Annotated in this window: 12 protein-coding genes; 8 read left to right on the forward strand and 4 right to left on the reverse strand. The window is 71.3% G+C overall.

Features of this window, described 5'->3' with window-relative positions; genetic code table 11:
• Positions 1–455 precede the first annotated feature (455 nt).
• Positions 456–1,112 carry a winged helix-turn-helix transcriptional regulator gene (locus tag ACFWV3_RS36115; protein ID WP_382418210.1) on the reverse strand — a complete coding sequence of 219 codons (657 nt, stop codon included), beginning with the start codon at positions 1,110–1,112 and terminating at the stop codon, positions 456–458.
• 118 nt (positions 1,113–1,230) lie between these two features.
• Between ACFWV3_RS36115 and ACFWV3_RS36120 the strand changes: the two genes are divergently transcribed.
• Positions 1,231–2,448 carry an MFS transporter gene (locus ACFWV3_RS36120; protein WP_382418212.1) on the forward strand — a complete coding sequence of 406 codons (1,218 nt, stop codon included), beginning with the start codon at positions 1,231–1,233 and terminating at the stop codon, positions 2,446–2,448.
• Here ACFWV3_RS36120 and ACFWV3_RS36125 read toward each other — a convergent pair.
• Complete coding sequence (locus ACFWV3_RS36125) at positions 2,435–3,016, reverse strand: helix-turn-helix domain-containing protein (RefSeq protein ID WP_382418214.1); 582 nt, start codon at positions 3,014–3,016, stop codon at positions 2,435–2,437. The two genes, ACFWV3_RS36120 and ACFWV3_RS36125, sit on opposite strands and share 14 nt — an antisense overlap.
• Before the next feature lie 68 nt (positions 3,017–3,084).
• Here ACFWV3_RS36125 and ACFWV3_RS36130 point away from each other — a divergent pair, with 68 nt between their 5' ends.
• The gene (locus tag ACFWV3_RS36130) at positions 3,085–4,038 is read left to right on the forward strand and encodes an alpha/beta fold hydrolase (RefSeq protein ID WP_382418216.1); all 954 of its coding nucleotides are present in this window, start codon (positions 3,085–3,087) and stop codon (positions 4,036–4,038) included.
• Here the strand turns inward: ACFWV3_RS36130 and ACFWV3_RS36135 are convergent.
• Together ACFWV3_RS36135 and ACFWV3_RS36140 are read right to left on the reverse strand one after the other, a co-directional pair.
• Positions 4,028–5,500 carry an amidase gene (locus tag ACFWV3_RS36135; protein WP_382418218.1) on the reverse strand — a complete coding sequence of 491 codons (1,473 nt, stop codon included), beginning with the start codon at positions 5,498–5,500 and terminating at the stop codon, positions 4,028–4,030. The two genes, ACFWV3_RS36130 and ACFWV3_RS36135, sit on opposite strands and share 11 nt — an antisense overlap.
• Before the next feature lie 4 nt (positions 5,501–5,504).
• Positions 5,505–6,446, reverse strand: a complete 942-nt coding sequence (locus ACFWV3_RS36140; protein WP_382418220.1) for a patatin family protein — start codon at positions 6,444–6,446, stop codon at positions 5,505–5,507.
• Positions 6,447–6,671: 225 nt separating this feature from the next.
• On the opposite strand from ACFWV3_RS36140, the gene ACFWV3_RS36145 reads away from it, so the two are divergent.
• The 6 genes from ACFWV3_RS36145 to ACFWV3_RS36170 all read left to right on the forward strand — a co-directional run bounded on the left by ACFWV3_RS36145 (position 6,672) and on the right by ACFWV3_RS36170 (position 17,326).
• The gene (locus tag ACFWV3_RS36145; protein WP_382418222.1) at positions 6,672–8,282 is read left to right on the forward strand and encodes an ABC-F family ATP-binding cassette domain-containing protein; all 1,611 of its coding nucleotides are present in this window, start codon (positions 6,672–6,674) and stop codon (positions 8,280–8,282) included.
• Complete coding sequence (locus ACFWV3_RS36150; RefSeq protein ID WP_382418224.1) at positions 8,275–9,894, forward strand: ABC-F family ATP-binding cassette domain-containing protein; 1,620 nt, start codon at positions 8,275–8,277, stop codon at positions 9,892–9,894. The genes ACFWV3_RS36145 and ACFWV3_RS36150 overlap by 8 nt, the downstream gene beginning before the upstream one ends.
• A 21-nt stretch (positions 9,895–9,915) precedes the next feature.
• Positions 9,916–10,665, forward strand: coding sequence for a DUF899 family protein (locus ACFWV3_RS36155; RefSeq protein ID WP_382418226.1), 750 nt, complete (start codon positions 9,916–9,918; stop codon positions 10,663–10,665).
• Between the two features lie 1,221 nt (positions 10,666–11,886).
• Positions 11,887–13,140 (forward strand): cytochrome P450, encoded by a 1,254-nt coding sequence (locus ACFWV3_RS36160; protein ID WP_382418228.1) that lies wholly within the window; start codon positions 11,887–11,889, stop codon positions 13,138–13,140.
• An 88-nt stretch (positions 13,141–13,228) separates the two neighbouring features.
• Positions 13,229–14,503, forward strand: a complete 1,275-nt coding sequence (locus ACFWV3_RS36165) for an alpha/beta hydrolase family protein (RefSeq protein WP_382418230.1) — start codon at positions 13,229–13,231, stop codon at positions 14,501–14,503.
• 102 nt (positions 14,504–14,605) lie between these two features.
• Positions 14,606–17,326 (forward strand): GH92 family glycosyl hydrolase, encoded by a 2,721-nt coding sequence (locus ACFWV3_RS36170; protein ID WP_382418232.1) that lies wholly within the window; start codon positions 14,606–14,608, stop codon positions 17,324–17,326.
• Positions 17,327–17,342: the final 16 nt, after the last annotated feature.

Below are 17,342 nucleotides of genomic sequence, written 5' to 3' on the forward strand. Positions count from 1 at the left end.
CCCATGTTCGCGGGGAGCTCGGAGGTGCGCTGGTCGGCGGGGTGGGCGTGACCACCCACACGTGGACCGGGTGAGGGTGGGGTGTGGCCGGGGTCACGGCTCGGTGGGCGGGGTGAGGCGCCAGATGCACCTGGCGGGGTGGTGGCGAGGGGCTGGTTGCAAGGTGCATGCGGCAGCCAGGCGCTGAATGCAAGTTGCACGTCGCAGCCAGGCGCTGAAGGCAAGTTGCGCACGGCGGCCAGGCGCAGGATGCAAATTGCGTGCTGCGGCGAGACGTCAGATGCAAGATGCGCGCGGTGGCGAAGCGCTAGATGCAAGATGCGCGTGCTGGCGAGGCGCCGGATGCAAGGTGCACGCGGCTGCGAGACGCCGAAAGCACCATGCATGTGGCAGCCAGACGTCGAACGCAAGATGCACCCGGCCGCGAAGCGCGGAATGCACCATGCAGCCAGCGACTAAGCAGCCTTCGCCGGATACGTGAACACCCGCAGGAACGTGTCGAACAGCTCGGCCGGACCCTCCAGGTCCACCCGCCCCTCCTTCGCCGCCCGCACGAACGTCCGGTACGCCGGGATCTCGTCCTCCGCGAACCGAGCCGTCATGACGAGGTCGGCCCCACCGGGCGCCGGCCCGAGCCCGGACGTCAACTTCCCGTCGACGAGAACCGCGTGCACCACGACGTCAGCCAGGTGCAGCTGGAACGACGCCGTCAGCCCAGCCGCTTCCCCCGTCTGAAAGGCAGCGCGCATGTTCAGCACGGCCCCGTCGGGAGTCACGACGTAACCGGGCTGCGGATCACCGAGCTGCGACGAGCCCCACCGACCAAGAGCGATCAGCGACGGTTCGAGCGCCTGCCCCACCTCGGTCAGCGCGTAAACGACACCACGGGCGGGCGCCGGAGCCACCTGGCGTTCGACGATGCCCGCCTGTTCGAGCTCCTTCAGCCGGGTCGAGAGCACGTTGGTCGGGATGCCGCGCAAGCCTTCCTGGAGGTCGGTGTAGCGGCGGGGGCGGATTGTGAGGTCGCGCACGATCAGCAACGCCCAGCGCTCGCCGACGAGCTCCAGAGCTCGGGCAAGTCCGCAGTACTGGGCGTAGTCACGTCGCTTCACGAAGCCCACGATAGCGCGCTTGCGCGGAACTAGCTAACTTTCCAAAGAAGAGTTTACTTGCAAAGACGAAGTGCGGTCGTTAGCGTCGGTTTCCTCAACCCGACGTGGAGGAACCGTCATGACCGCAGTCCTCGACCGCCCCGCTGCCAGGACGAGGGGGGTCTTCCTGCCGCACGGCGTCGGCTTCGCGGGCATCTCGGCGGCGATGGTCGCGGTCCTCGTCGCGGCCGGCGCGCCCGGTCCGCTGCTGCCGATCTACCAGGCGCACTGGGGGTTCGCGCCGTCGATGCTGACGCTGGCGTTCGGCGTCTACGCGTTCGCGTTGCTCGTCACGATCCCCGTGGTCGGGTCGCTGTCGGACTACGTCGGCAGGCGGCCGCTGATGATCAGCTCGCTGGGGCTGGACCTGGTGGCGATGGTGGTGTTCCTCCTGTCGCCGTCGATCGAGTGGCTCATCGTCGGCCGGATCGTGCAGGGCGTCGCCACCGCGGCGGCGTCGAGCTCGCTCAGCGCGGCGGTCGTCGAGCTCGCGCCGGAAAAGCACAAGAAGCTCGGTGCGCAGATGACCAGCATGGCGCCGCTCGCCGGGCTGGGCATCGGGGCGCTCTACTCGGGTCTCGTCGCGCAGTTCGCGTCCGACGCGGCGTTCGCGGTGTGGCTGGTGCTCGTCGTGGTCATGGTGCTGGCGACGGCCTTCGCCGTCTTCACGCCGGAGACCGCCACGCGCAAGCCCGGCGCGTTGGCGTCGCTGGTGCCTCGGGTGTCGCTGCCCCCGCAGGTGCGCCGGCTGTACGCGACGACGGTGCCGGGGATCGTGAGCGCGTTCATGCTGATGACGCTGTGGATGGGACTGGTTCCCGTCGTGCTGGTGTCGGTCTTCCAGGTGCACAGCCCGATCGTGGCGGCGCTCGCGGCGTTCGTCGTGTTCGCGGTGGGCACGGTCGCCTCCGCCACCACCAGCGGAGTCCGCCCGCACCGGCTGCGGCTGCTCGGCACCAGCGGGATCACCGCGGGCACGGTCCTGTTCGTCGGCAGCATCGGTGCCCACGCGCTGCCGCTCATCTGGGTCGCGGCGCTGGTCACCGGCGCGGGCATCGGGGCAGCGTTCGCCGGCACCACGCGCGGGCTGGTGCCGGAGGTCGCGCCGCACGAGCGGGCCGGGCTGTTCACCGCGATCTACGTCGTCGGCTACCTCGGGATGGGCGTCTCGGCGGTCGTCGCGGGGCCTGTGGCCGGAGTCGTCGGCGCGGCGACCATGGCGTCCTGGTTCGGCGTCATCACCGCGGTCGTGGCCCTGGGCGGCGTGATCGCCACCGCGAGGCTCAACCGGAAGTAGCGGGACGGACGTGTGCGCGCACGCCCTGCGGGTCGAACAGCACCACCAGCTCGACCGCGCCGCCGTCCGCGCTGCCCAGCCAGTGCGGTGACGAGGTGTCGAACTCGGCGGCCTCCCCCGGTGGCACCGTCAGGTCGAGGTCGCCGAGCACCAGTCGCAACCGTCCGTTGAGGACGTACAGCCACTCGAACCCGTCGTGCGTCTGCGAAGTCGGGTCGAGTGGCTTCGGCGTCGCCGGGATCAGCATCTTGAACGCCTGCACCCCGCCCGGCCGCCGGGACAGCGGCACGAACGTCATCCCGAACCGGTGGATCGGCGTCAGGTGGATGCGCGGGTCGCCGGTGCGGGGCGCGCCGACCAGCTCGTCCAGCGGCACGTCGTACATGCGAGCCAACGGGAGCAGCAGTTCCAGGGTGGCGCGGCGCTGCCCGCTTTCCAGGCGGGACAACGTGCTCTCCGAGATGCCGGTGGTCGTCGAGACGTCGGCGAGGGTGACACCGCGGTGCCGGCGCAGTGCCCGCAGCCGGGGTCCGACGCCGTCGAGCACCTCTTCGGTTTCGCGGTTCACGAGCCCGATCTTGCCAGAGCGGCAAGTTTTCGTGCCAGACCAGGCCGAGCCCCGCAACTCTGGTGGCCATGAAACGCCTCGTGCTCGCACTACTCCTGTTCCTCACGGCCTGCGCCCCGGCACCGGAACTTCCCGGCCACACCGCCATCACGCGCGACGACCCGGCGTTCCAGCAGGGCTTCAAGCACGAGTTCGCGGACGTCGACGGCGTCCGGATGCATTACGTGACAGGCGGAAGCGGCACACCGGTCGTGCTGGTACACGGCTGGCCGCAGACCTGGTACGGCTGGTGGCCGATCATGCCGGAGCTGGCGAAGAGCCACACCGTCTACGCCCTCGACCTGCCCGGCCTGGGCGACAGCACCGGAAAGGCCAAGAGCTACGACAAAGCCACACTCGCGAAGTACGTCCACGCGCTGACGCGGAAGCTCGGCCTGCAGAACCCGTCGATCATCGGCCATGACCTCGGTGCCGCCGTCGCGTTCCAGTACGCCAGCCAGTTCCCCGCGGACACGGCGAAACTCGGCTACCTCGACCTGCCGCTGCCGGGTCCCGCGATCGACGCCCGCACCTACCGGAACCTCAGCTGGCACATCGCTTTCCACTCCCAGCGCGAGGTGCCGGAGGCGGTCGTGCACGACGACGTCCGCGACTACCTGAGGCTCTTCTACCCGCAGGTCTCCTACCAGGGCACGGCTTTCGGCGGCACCTCGACGAAGTCGCCGTTCACCGACCGCGAGATCGACGAGTACGCCCGCACGTACACCGCCGCGCTGACGAACGGGTTCGAGCTGTACCGCGCGCTGGACCAGGACGTGCGCGACACCGAAGCGGCGCAACCGGTTCAGGTGCCGACGTTGGTCATGGCGGCCGAAGGACAGGCGGAAGCGATCCGCGGCACGGCGGCCCCGCGGATGACGAACATCGTGCGCGCGGTGGACGTTCCGCGCGCAGGACACTGGCTCGTCGAGGAGAACCCCGAGTTCGTCACCGCGGAGCTGCTGCGGTTCCTCAGCTCATGACCGGCACGCGACCGGCCCACGGCAACGCCTCTTCGAGCTGCGCGGCGAGCTTGATCAGCAACGACTCCCCCGCGAGCGGCGCGACGAACTGGACGCCGAGCGGCAGCCCGTCCGCGGTCCAGTGCAGCGGCAACGAGATCGCCGGACGCCCGGTGAGGTTCGCGAGCTGCGTGTACGGCACCCAGCCGAGGTTGTCCTGGATCATGTCGTCGACGATCTTCGTGTGCCGCAGGAACCGCGCGGTGCGGGTCTTGAGCAGCACGTCGGTCGCCCGCTGCAGCGACGCCGGCAGCTCGAACTGGCCGATCTTCGGCGGCGGGGTCGCGAGCGTCGGCGTCAGCAGCAGGTCGTAGGACTCGAAGAAGACGCTCAGCCGGCGGGTGTGCTCGTGCCTGCGGTGCACGGCGTCCACGTAGTCGACGCTGCTCGTGGCCCGCCCCAGCGCGGCCATGAGCAGCGTGTCGCGTTCGAACGCGACGTCCGGCGCCCCGGTCAGGCGCTTCGCGTCAGCGACCTTCCACGCGAGGTTCACGAACCACGTCAGCAGGAAGTCCTTGGCCAGCACGGCGTCGTCGAACGGCGCCTCCGGCAGCTCCTCGACGTGGTGGCCGAGGTCGGTGAGCACGCGGACCGCCGACTCGACCGCCTTGCGCGCCTCCGGATCCGGGTTCGGGTTGATCGCGGACGGCACCCGCACACCGATCCGCAGCTTGCCCGGATCAGCACCGACGCAGGACAGGAACGACTCCGCGGGCATGGCCACCGAGAACGGCCCGGACGGCTCGCCACCGGAGATGACGTCGAACATCGCCGCCGTGTCGCGCACGGTCCGCGACACCACGCCCTGCACCGCCGCGCCATGCATCATCTCGGCCGTGTCCGGGCCGAACGGCGTCAGCCCGCGCCCCGGCTTCAGACCGACGAGCCCGCAGCACGCCGCCGGGATCCGCGTCGAGCCACCACCGTCGTTCGCACCGGCGCACGGCACGATCCCGGCGGCCACCGCGGCGGCGCTGCCACCGGACGACCCGCCGGGCGTCCGGGAGAGGTCCCACGGGTTGCGCGCCGGACCCCACGCGACCGACTCGCTGATCGCCTTGGCGCCGAACTCCGGCAGGTTGGTCTTGCCGAAGATCACCAGCCCGGCGTCGACCCACCGTTGGACCACCGTCGAGTGCCGCGCGACCACGTGCCGGGCCAGCGAGCGCGACCCGTTCGAGGTGGGCAGGCCCGCGTAGTCCTGACCGAGGTCCTTGATCAGGAACGGCACCCCGGCGAACGGCCCGGTGAGGTCGTCGGACGGCTCGGCCGGCACGTCCCTGACGATCGCGTTCAGCTTCGGGTTCACCTCGGCGGCACGCTTGCGCGCCGTCTCCAGGAGTTCGGCCGCGGACACCTGCCTGTCCGCGACGAGCCGGGCCAGCCCGGTCGCGTCGTAGTTCCGGTACTCGTCGAAGTCCACGCGCTCAACGTAGCTGTTCGGCCACCTCGGCCAGCGCTTCCCGCGCCGCGGCCACGCCGGTCTCGAACGCCGCCTTCAGCACGTCGGGGCCCCGTTCGGTCCTGCCGACCTGCGCGCTGCCGAGCGGCGGCCGGATCTGCAGGCACGCGGGGTGCGAGTTCAGCGCCGCCTCCTCCTCGACCCACGACTCGACGCGGCTCAGCCACGGCGCGGCCGCCCCCGGCGCGTACTTGGCGAACCAGCGCGTCAGCAGCAGGCGTTCGGCGCGGGCGGGAGGCATCGCGACCTCGTCGGTCCGCCGGGTGCGCAGGGCGACGACGTGGGTGGCGCCCTGGGCCAGCGCGGTGCGCACCGGCACCATCTCGGTCAGGCCCGCGTCGACGTACGGGCGACCGTCGATCACCACGGGTTCGCCGGCGAGCAGCGGCATGGCGGCCGAGGCCCGCAGCGCGGTCTGCACGCTCAACGTGTCGTGGATCGTCTTGTGCAGGTCGGCCGACTCGCCGCTCAGGCCGTCCGTGGCCATCGGGTGGAACTCGACGGGGTTGTCGAGGATCTCCTGGAAGCCCATCGGGTGCAGCTGCGTGTAGATCTCGTGGACGAGGTGGCGCGTGTCGACGACCGGACGCCTGCTGAACGCGCGGCGCAGGTCGATGGTCGTGCGCATGACCGCCGGGTCCCACCAGGCGTGCTTGCTGCGGTCGACGCGGCCGCACAGCAGCCAGGCCGCGTTCAGGGTGCCCGCCGAGCTGCCGTAGACGGCGTCGAACAGCGGCAGCAGGCCGCCCTGCTCGATCGGGTGGGTCATGCCGCTCGAGTACGCGCCGCGCGAGCTGCCGCCCTCGATCAGCAGCACGAGCCGGGCACCGTCGTCGCGTCGTCCTGGAACGCTCCCGCGCCGCTGTCGTTCGCGCAGCAGCTCCAGAACGGGTCCTTCACTGGTCACACACCCGAGTGAATCATGACTCGGCAATCCATTCGCGACGGCTGTTATCGTGAAGGGGAGATCACCGTTCCGACCGAGGAGCTCGACGTGCTGGTGGGTGAAGACGACATCTCCGGGTGAGCCCGGGATGTGACAGGCCATCGACGTGATGGCCGTTTCGTCGTCCCCTTTTCCCTTCGCGCGAAGTGCACGACCCGCGCGCAGCACACCTGAGGTCTCACACCCATGTCCGATGCTTTCATCGTCGTGTCCGGCCTGTCCTTCTCCTGGCCCGACGACACCCCCGTCTTCGACGGCCTGTCCGTCACCGTGCCCGGCGGCCGCACCGGTCTCGTCGCCCCGAACGGTGCGGGCAAGTCCACGTTGCTCAAGCTCGTCGCCGGCGCACTCACGCCGTCCGACGGCACCGTGACCGTCGACGGCGTAGTCGGCTACCTCCCGCAGGACCTGCCGCTCACCGCCGGGCTGACCGTGGCGGAGGTGCTGGGCGTCGCGGACGTCCTGCGCGCCATCGCGGCCGTCGAGTCCGGTGACGCCGCCGAGGAGCACTTCACCACCATCGGCACCGACTGGGACCTGGAGGAACGCACCCGCGCCCAGCTCGACCGGCTCGGGTTGGGCGACCTCGCCCTCGACCGGGTGCTGGGCACGCTGAGCGGCGGCCAGGTCATCTCGCTCGGCCTCGCGGCGCAGCTGCTCAGGCAGCCGGACGTGCTGCTGCTCGACGAACCGACGAACAACCTCGACCTGGACGCCCGTCATCGGCTCTACGACGTGCTCGACGACTGGCGCGGCTGCCTGCTCGTGGTGAGCCACGACCGCGCGTTGCTCGACCGGATGGACCGGATCGCGGAGCTCGACGGCGGCGAGATCCGCTTCTACGGCGGCAACTTCAGCGAGTACGAGGAGTCGGTCGCGGCGGAGCGCGAGGTGGCGGAGAAGAACATCCGCAGCGCCGAGCAGGAGGTCAAGCGCGAGAAGCGGGAGATGCAGCAGGCCCGTGAGCGTGCGGCCCGCCGTGCGTCCAACGCGCAGAAGAACCTGTCGAACGCGGGCCTGCCACGGATCTTCGCGGGCACCATGAAGCGCAACGCCGAGGTGTCCGCGGCGAAGGCCGACGGCACGCACGCGTCCCGGCTCAGTGCCGCCAAGACCCGGCTCGACCAGGCCGAACGCGCATTGAAGGACGAGCAGCGGATCAGCCTGGAGCTGCCGCAGACCGCCGTTCCGGCCGGTCGCACCCTCTTCGCGGGGTCCGGCATCCGGGTGCGGGACCTGTTCGACGGTGTGGACCTCACGATCCGCGGCCCGGAACGCATCGCGCTCGCCGCCCCGAACGGCGCGGGCAAGTCGACGTTGCTGCGCGTGGTGCACGGGTCGCTGGTGCCGGACAGCGGCGAGGTGAAACGGGCGGACGGCCGCGTCGCGTACCTGTCGCAGCGCCTGGACCTGCTGGACGACGCGCGGACGGTGGCGGAGAACCTGGCCGCGTTCGCCCCGGCGATGCCCCCGGCGGAGCGGATGAACCTGTTGGCGCGCTTCCTCTTCCGCGGCCCTCGGGCGCACCTTCCGGTCGGCGTGCTGTCCGGCGGTGAACGGCTGCGCGCGACGCTGGCGTGCGTGCTGTTCGCCGAACCCGCGCCGCAGCTGCTGTTGCTCGACGAGCCGACGAACAACCTCGACCTGGTCAGCGCCGGTCAGCTGGAGAGTGCGCTGAACGCCTACCAGGGCGCGTTCGTGGTCGTCAGCCACGACGAGCGGTTCCTGAGCGAGGTGAGGATCGACCGCCGGCTGCGCCTGGAGGGCGGCAAGCTGCTGGAGGCCGGCCGTGGCTGACTCCGCAGCTCAGTCCGCGGCTGGGGCGGCGCTCGTCGCGCACGAGCTGGTGCGCGGCTTCGGCGGGCGGCGGGTGCTCGACGGGGTGTCGCTCGTGGCGGCGCCCGGCCGGCGGATCGGGCTGATCGGGGAGAACGGCGCGGGCAAGTCGACGTTGCTGCGCCTGCTCGCCGGGACCGACCAGCCCGACGGCGGCACCGTCACGCGACCACCTGACCTGGGCTTCCTGCCGCAGGAGCTGACCTTCCCGGACTCGGCGTCCGTCGCCGACGTCCTCGACGACGCGCTGGCCGAGTCGCGGGCGGTGCTGGCCGACCTGGAGCGCCTCACGTCCGAGGGGCGGCTGGCGGAGTACGCGGACCGGCTGGAGCAGGCCCAGCGGCTGGAGGCCTGGGACGCGGACCGGCGTGCTCAGGTCGTCCTCGCCGGGCTGGGGCTCGGCGACGTGCCGTGGGACCGTCCGCTCGGCTCGCTCTCCGGTGGCCAGCGCCGCCGGCTGATGCTGACCGCGCTCGTGGTCGGCAAGCCGTCGGCGTTGCTGCTCGACGAGCCGACGAACCACCTCGACGACGACGCGGCGACGTTCCTGGAGGAGCAGCTGCGGTCTCTGCCCGGCGCGCTGGTCGTGGCGAGCCACGACCGGGCGTTCCTCGACGCGGTGTGCACGGACCTGCTCGACCTGGACCCCGCGGTGGACGGTCCGGTGCGGTTCGGCGGCACGTACAGCGAGTACCTGCGGCAGAAGCGCGCCGACCGGGCCCGGTGGGAACGCCAGTACGCCGAGGAACAGGAGGAGCTCGACGAGCTGAGGTCGTCGCTGGGCCTGATCGCGGGCCGGGTCGCGCCGAACCGGGCGATGCGCGACAGCGACAAGATGGGCTACGGCGTGCGGGCGAACCGCGTGCAGAGCCAGATCTCCCGCCGGGTCCGCAACGCCACCCGTCGGCTGGAGGACCTGGAGCGCAGCGCAGTGCCCGCTCCCCCGCGCCCGCTGAGCTTCCACGCGGCGCTGACGTCGTCGGGTGCCGAGCTGGTGTCCTTGCGGCAGGTACGGGTGCCCAGCCGGCTGGACGTGGACCGGTTCGACGTGCGCGACGGCGACCGGCTGCTCGTGACCGGCCCGAACGGCGCGGGCAAGTCGACGTTGCTGCTGGTCCTGGCCGGGCGGCTGGACGTGCCGGGCGTGCGGCGGGTTCCGGTGAGCGTGGGCCTGCTGGACCAGGACACGTCGTTCGCCAACCCGCGCCTCACCGCCCGTGCCACCTACGGCCGCGCGCTCGGTGCCGCGCGCGTGGCCGAGGTACCGCTGGCGTCGCTGGGCTTGCTGCACCGCTGGGACCTGGGCAAACCGGTGGGCGCGCTGTCCGTCGGCCAGCAACGGCGGCTCGCGCTGGCGCTGCTGGTGGCCGCCCCGCCGCAGCTGCTGTTGCTGGACGAGCCGACCAACCACCTGTCGCCGACGCTGTGCGACGAGCTGGAGGACGCGCTGGGTCCCGGTCCGGGCGCCATCGTGGTCGCGAGCCACGACCGCTGGCTGCGGACGCGGTGGCGAGGTGTCGAGATCCCGATGTCGAGAGGCGGCGCGCGGCTTCGACGCCCCCTCGACACCTGACTTCACGAAGGGACCGCGACCATGACCGGACAACCGCCCGTCGTCGACCTGGCCACGTGGCAGAAGGCCCGCGACGAGCTCCTGCTCCGCGAGAAGGCCCACACCCGCGAGGGCGACGCCATCGCCGCCGCCCGCCGGCGGCTGCCGATGGTGGAGTTCGACGGGACCGTCCCCGTCGTCGGCGCCGATGGCCCGGTGCCGTTCCTCGACCTGTTCCAGGGCCGCGACGAACTGGTCGTCTACAAGCACATGTGGTGGGACGGCGCGCCGCACCAGGGCCAGTGCGAGGGCTGCACGCACATCCCGTGGCACTTCGACGACGCCGCCTACCTCAACGCCCGCGGCGTCTCGTTCGCCTTCGTCACCACCGGCGCCTGGGACGAGGTGGCGGCCTTCGTGTCGTTCATGGGCTACGCGTCGCCCTGGTACTCGGTACGCGGCCTGGACGACCCCGTCGGCGGGGAGATGGGCTACCTGACCAGCTACCTGCGCGACGGCTCCCGCACGTTCCTGACCTACTCGACGACCGGGCGCGGCACCGAGCGGGTCAACGGGTCGCTCGGTCTGCTGGACATGACGGTGCGCGGTCGGGGTGAGGCGTGGGAGGTGCAGCCTCCGGGGTGGCCGGAGGGGCGTCATGCCGGGTGGTTCTGGCGGAGTGACGCGGACGGGGAGTCGAGCTGGGGTGAGGACAGCCGGCCGGTGCCGCAGTGGACCCGGCCTGGGGCTGGGCCGGTGACGACGTTGGGGCGGCAGGGGCACGGCCACTGAGTCTGGGCTGGGGGGCGGTGCTGGGTGGCGCCGCCTCGTCTTTGTGCCGTGGGGACGGTGGGGGGGTGGAGGTGGGGCGGGGCTCGGCGCTGTGGGGGTGGGGGCGACGGGTGCCGGAGCGCGTCGGGGCGGGCGGCGTCGGGCCGGGAGGCAGGCGGGCCGGGAACCGGGCGGGCCGGGCGGCGGGCGGGGCAGCGCGGCGGAGCGGGCGCGGCAGGGCGGCGAGGTGAGGAAGCGTGGCGGCGGGGCGCGGCGGCAGGACGGAGCGGCAGGGCGGCCAAGCGAGGCGGCGAGGCCGCACGGTGGCGAAGCGAGGCGTGGCGGCGTGGCCCCGTGGCGGGGGCGGCGTAGCGGCATGGCGGGGCGGCACGGCGGCGGCGCGGTTCGGGTTTCGCGGTTGGCTTGTCGAGGTGGGCGCCTTTGGAGGCCGACAGGATCGCGCGTTGTCGACCGTGCGCGCGTCGGCCGCCCTTCCACACACCGACCACCCGTGCGCGCGTTGGTCGGCCGTGCGCGCGCGTCAGCTGGCCATGCGCATGGCAGGACGTGCGCGCGTTGCGATCCATACGCGCGTCAGCACCCCGTGTGCGCCGCCGACCCGTGCACGGGTCGGCTGGTCATGTGCTTGGCAGGCCGTGCGCGTCGCCAACCCATGCGCACGTCAGCGACCCGTGCGCGCGTCGCCAACCCGTGCGCGCGTCGCCAACCCGTGCGCGCGTCGGCCAGCAATGCATACGGCGGGCCATGCGCGCGTTGCAGTCCATGCCCGCGGAACCAACCCGTGCGCACGGCACCCGTCCCCCGTCAGCGCCACCAACCCACCGCACCCGACCAGCGCCGACCGAAGTCCCGCACCCGTCACCTCCCCGACCGCCCGGGGAAACAGCGCCCGGCCACAATCGTCCGGTCCACTGTGGCGCCCCGACGCTCACCAAAAGCGCCCTCGAAGCGACCCCGAAGACGCCCCCGAAGCGGACCGAAAGCTCACCCTGCGCGCCCGCCCGGACGCCCTCCGCCGCACCCCATCGGACCCTGATCAACATCTGGACCAAAGTATGACGGCGCGTTAGGCCCAGGTATGACGACGTGCGCGCGGCGACGTCGTTATTGTCCGGTCCTGTGGCCGTCCAGCTGCCACGTCACCCTTTCCGCCGAAGGGACCCGCACATGAGGGACGTTCTGCAGTCAGCGACAGACGTCCGGTCCCGCGTGACCGGATGGATGGGGAAGAGGTTGCTCGCCCGCCTCAGCAAGACCGGCTTCGACCTCGGGGCGTCGTGGTTCGTGCCGTCGCGCGTGCTGGCACCGCTGCGCCGCAACGGGTTGGACCCGGTACCGGAGCTCGCGCGGATGCAGGCGCAGGGGCCGGTCACGCGGTTGCCGCTGCCCGTGACGGTGTGGCTGGTGACCGGGTACGAGGCCTCCAAGCAGGTGCTGGTGGACGCCGACGCGTTCAGCAACGACTTCGGTCACCTGCGCGAGCTGGGGCTGGCCGCCGACGAGGCGCCCGGCGGGCTCGGGTTCAGCGACCCGCCGGAGCACACTCGGCTGCGCAAGGTGCTCACGCCCGAGTTCACGATGCGGCGGCTGTCTCGACTGGTGCCGCGGATCGAGCAGATCGTGGCGGACCAGCTCGACCTGATGTCCATGAAGGACGGACCGGTCGACCTCGTCGAGCACTTCGCCATGCCGGTGCCCGCGCTCACGATCTGCGAGCTGCTGGGTGTGCCCGCGAGTGAACGCGAGGAGTTCCAGCGGCGCAGCGTGTCGCGGTTCGACCTCGGTGGGGCGGCGACGGCCTCGTTGTCGGCCGTGTCCGAGTCGATCGTGTACTTCCGCGAGCTGGTGCGGGCGCAACGGCAGAACCCGAACGACGGACTGCTCGGCGAGCTCATCCGCAAGCACGGGGACGAGCTGGAGGACGACGAGCTCGCCGGTCTGGCCGACGGGCTGCTCACGGGCGGGTTCGAGACGACGGCGAGCATGATCTCGCTCGGCACGCTCGCGATGCTGCGCGACCCCGGCCTGTTCGGCCGCGTGCTCGAAGGCGAGGAGGCCGTCAACGGGGTGGTCGACGAGCTGCTGCGGCACCAGACCGTCGTGCAGGTGGCGTTCCTGCGCATCGCGCGCCGGGACGTGGTGATCGCCGGGACGAAGATCAAGGCCGGGGACATCGTCGCGTGCTCGCTGTCGCAGGCCAACCGCGATCCGAGCGTCTACGCCGACCCCGACGTCATCGACCCGAGCCGGCCGGCGGGCCAGCACCTGGCGTTCGGGTACGGCGCGCACCGGTGCATCGGCGCCGAGCTGGCCAAGATGGAGCTGCGGATCGCCTACCCGGCGCTCGCCCGCCGGTTCCCGGAGCTGCGGCTCGCGGTCGAGCCGGGCGCGCTCGACTTCCGCAAGCTCTCGATCGTCTACGGGCTGCACTCGCTGCCGGTCCACCTCGGCGCGCACAGCAGCCCGATCCAGTGACGAGGGCATTCGGCCGCACCGGAACACCCCGCGTGCGGCCGAACGGCTTCCTGCGGACGAGGCCCGCCCGCTAGTAGCGTCCGAGGGCATGAGACGACTGCTCGGCGTCGCGTTGTCGTTCCTCCTCGTGGTCACCGCCGCACATCCCGCGGCCGCGGACAGAACACGCGGCGACGAGCCGTTGCCCGGCTACACGATCGACAACCCCCCGCTCGCCCCGGCGCAGGTCGGCGGCAAGCCCACGCGGGTCCTGCAGGGCGTGCACAGCCACGCCGGGTACGTCATCGAGGTGCCCCCGCACTGGAACGGGCGGCTCGCGCTCTGGGCGCACGGCTACCGCGGCACCGGCAAGGTCCTCACCGTCGACACGCCCGGCTACGGACTCCGGCAGCGGTGGCTGGACGAGGGGTACGCGTGGGCGGCGTCGTCCTACTACGCCAACGCCTACGACGTCCGGGCCGGCGTCACGACGACCCGTGAGCTGGCGACGTTGTTCGGGCAGAAGGTGCAACGGCCGAAGAAGGTCTTCCTCGCCGGCGTCTCGATGGGCGGGCACGTCATCGCCCGGTCCCTGGAGCAGTACCCCGGCTTCTACGACGGCGCGCTGCCGATGTGCGGCGTGGTGGGCGACCACGAGCTGTTCGACTACTTCCTGAGCTACCACCTCGTCGCGCAGACCCTGACCGGCATCCGCGCCTACCCCTTCCCGGCGGACTACCAGTCGGCCGTCGTGCCGCGCATCCGCCAGGCACTGGCCGGCAACGACGCGCAGTTCCGCGCGCTGGTCGCCGACCTGACCGGCGGCGCGCGCCCCGGCACCGACGCGGCCTACGCGTACTGGCAGGACTTCCTGTACACGCTCGTCGGCGCCTCCACCAACCCGAACCTCGCCGAGAACCCGCAACTGATCGCCTCGAACCTCACCACGCGCTACCGGCCGAACTCGCCGGTGAACGTCAACGCGACCGTGCAACGGGTTCGCGCCGCGGACCCGGTCGCGCGGAACACGTGGGCGCTCACCGAGATCCCCGCTGTGCAGGGCCTGCCGACCGCTCCCGTCGTGTCGCTGCACGGGATCGGCGACCTGTTCGTGCCGTTCAAGATGGAGCAGGACTACCGCGACGACGCCGCCCGGTTCGGCCGCACGAACCTGCTGGTGCAGCGCGCCATCCGCACGGTCGACCACTGCGAGTTCTCCCCCGCCGAGGCCGGCGACGCCTGGCGCGACCTGACGACGTGGGTGGACCGGGGCAAGCGCCCGGCGGGCGACGACATCCGCAGGACGGACGACCCGCGGTTCGGCTGCCGGTTCAGCGACCGGCAGGCCACCGGCGGCACGAGAGCCCTCTACCCCACCTGCTGACCGGACACCCCCGCTGACTCAGCGCCCCCGCGTGGGCGTTGACAACGTTGTCTACCCAACCCTGCCCCTGAACACCACAGCCCGACGAAGAGAGGAAGGTCCATGTTCGGCTCCCTGCACCGACGCGCCAGACACTCCATCCCGCTGCTCGCCGCTGGTCTGCTGATAGCAGGCTTGGCCGCCGCCACGCCCGCGGCGGCCGCACCGCGCGCGGCCGTCGCCCTGACGCAGCACGTGAACCCGTTCATCGGCACCGACAACAGCAACTCGCCCAACCCGGTCCCCGGCGGCGCGGGCGGCAGCACCTACCCCGGCGCCGTCGTGCCGTTCGGCATGGTGCAGTTCAGCCCGGACACCCCGACCGCCTCGCCGTCCGGCTACCGCTACAGCGACACCAAGATCGAGGAGTTCAGCCTCACCCACTTCAACGGCGCGGGCTGCGCGAACAACGAGGACCTCGGCATCCTCCCGATCACCGGAAACATCACGAACTCCCCCGGCACGAGCTGGACCGGCTACGCGGGCACCTACACGAAGTCCAACGAGTCGGCGGCGCCCGGCTACTACAAGAACCGGCTCGACACCTACAACACCGGCGTCGAGCTGACGGCCACCAAGCGCACCGGGTTCATGAAGCTCACCTACCCGAGCACGACCGCGGCCAGGGTGCTGATCAACAGCAGCCGCAGCGCCACCGGCAACCGCACCGGGTCGATCTCGATCAACGGCAGCCAGCTCACCGGCACGTTCACCGGCGGTGGCTTCTGCGGGTCGTCGAAGACCTACCCGCTCTACTACGCCATCCAGTTCGACCGCACGCCGAGCGGCTTCGGCACGTGGCTCGGCGGCACGGTGACCGCCGGGTCCGCGAGCACCAGCGGCGTGAACTCGGGCGGCTACCTCACGTTCGACACGTCGTCGAACCCCGTGGTGCAGATGAAGGTCGGCATCTCGTTCGTCAGCGTCGCGGGCGCGCAGGCGAACCTCGCCGCCGAGAACACGGGCTTCGACTTCGCGGGCATCAGCGCGAGCGCGGACACGGCGTGGAACGACGTGCTGAACAAGGTGCAGGTGTCCGGTGGTTCCGCCACGGACCTGCAGAAGTTCTACACCGCGCTCTACCACGTGTTCCAGAACCCCAACATCGCCAGTGACGTCAACGGCCAGTACCGCGGCTTCGACCAGGCCGTGCGCACCGCGTCGCACACCGTCTACCAGAACTACTCCGGCTGGGACATCTACCGCTCGTGGGCGTCGCTGATCGCGTTGCTCGCACCGGCGGAAGCCAGTGACATCGCCAAGTCCATGGTCCTCGACGGGCAGCAGGGTGGGCTGCTGCCGAAGTGGTCGCACAACAGCCAGGAGATCTTCGTGATGAACGGTGATCCCGGGCCGATCATCGTGTCCAGCATGTACGCGTTCGGCGTGCGCGGCTTCGACACCGCCGCCGCGTTGTCCTTGATGGACAAGAGCTCCAACGGCGGCACCACGCAGGGCAGCGCGATCCGCGGCCGGCAGTCCGGGTACCTCAGCCGGCACTACGTCACCGAGGACCCGTCGGACTCGCTGGAGTACTCGAGCTCCGACTTCGCCGTCGCGCAGTTCGCGAAGGCCGTGGGCGACACGACGAAGTACAACACCTACATGACCCGCGCCCAGTGGTGGGCCAACGTGTACAACCCGGAGTCGGGGTACGTGCAGAAGCGCAACTCCGACGGCTCGTGGGCGTGGCCCGTCTCCCCCGGCAGCCCGAGCGGCTACACCGAGGGCAACGCGTCGCAGTACACGTGGATGGTGCCGTGGAACTTCGGCAGCCTGATCAACCTGATGGGCGGCCCGAAGACCGCGGTCCAGCGGCTCGACCACCACTTCACGCAGCTCAACGGCGGACTCAGCCAGCCGTACTTCTACATCGGCAACGAGCCGGAGCACGGCGTGCCGTGGGCGTACCACTACGCGGCCTACCCGCAGGGCACCAGCGCGGCCGTGCGCCGGGTGATGTCCGAGTCGTTCACCACGGCGGCGGGCGGCCTGCCCGGCAACGACGACCTCGGCGCCACCTCCGCCTGGTACGTCTGGTCGGCGATGGGCATGTACCCGCCCACGCCGGGCGCGGACGTGCTGGCGCTGCACGGACCGCTGTTCCCGTCCATCACGGTCAACCGCCCCAGCGCCACCCTGCAGATCAACGCGTCCGGTGCGGGTTCGTCGTCCCAGTACGTGCAGAGCTTCAGCCGCAACGGCACCGCGACGACGAAGTCCTGGCTGCGCTACGGGGACATCTCCGGCAACACGACCCTGAGCTACACGATGGGCTCGTCGCCCAGCAGCTGGGGCACGAACGCCTCGGACGTGCCGCCCTCGTACAACGACGGCTTCACGCCCCCGGCGGCACCGCCGGCCCTCGGCACGAACCTGGCGCTGGGCAAGTCCGCCTCGGGGTCCACGCCCTGCAACGACAGCGAGACGGCGGCCAAGGCGTTCGACGGCAGCCTGTCCGGGAAGTGGTGCTCACTGGCCGGCGGCACGAAGTCCCTGCAGGTCGACCTCGGCTCGGCGCAGAACGTCGGGTCGGTCGTGCTCAAGCACGCCGGGCTCGGCGGGGAGAGCACCGGGTTCAACACGGGCGCCTACAACGTCCAGACGTCGACCGACGGCACGAACTGGACGACGGTCGCGACCGTCTCGTCGGCGCGGGCGAGCCGGTCCTACCACCAGTTCACGCAACGGTCGGCGCGGTACGTGAAGCTGAACATCACCACGCCGACCAACGACGGCAACACGGCGGCGCGGATCTACGAGTTCGAGGTCTACGCCAGCTGACCTGACGGCGTGGAAC

It is taken from the genome of Lentzea sp. NPDC059081, from assembly GCF_042738015.1.
Taxonomy (GTDB): Bacteria; Actinomycetota; Actinomycetes; order Mycobacteriales; family Pseudonocardiaceae; genus Lentzea.

Coding starts and splice junctions, on each gene's coding strand:
- ACFWV3_RS36160 (WP_382418228.1), top strand. CDS start 11,887: ATGGGGAAGAGGTTGCTCGCCCGCCTCAGCAAGACCGGCTTCGACCTC.
- ACFWV3_RS36145 (WP_382418222.1), top strand. CDS start 6,672: ATGTCCGATGCTTTCATCGTCGTGTCCGGCCTGTCCTTCTCCTGGCCC.
- ACFWV3_RS36130 (WP_382418216.1), top strand. CDS start 3,085: ATGAAACGCCTCGTGCTCGCACTACTCCTGTTCCTCACGGCCTGCGCC.
- ACFWV3_RS36165 (WP_382418230.1), top strand. CDS start 13,229: ATGAGACGACTGCTCGGCGTCGCGTTGTCGTTCCTCCTCGTGGTCACC.
- ACFWV3_RS36170 (WP_382418232.1), top strand. CDS start 14,606: ATGTTCGGCTCCCTGCACCGACGCGCCAGACACTCCATCCCGCTGCTC.
- ACFWV3_RS36155 (WP_382418226.1), top strand. CDS start 9,916: ATGACCGGACAACCGCCCGTCGTCGACCTGGCCACGTGGCAGAAGGCC.
- ACFWV3_RS36120 (WP_382418212.1), top strand. CDS start 1,231: ATGACCGCAGTCCTCGACCGCCCCGCTGCCAGGACGAGGGGGGTCTTC.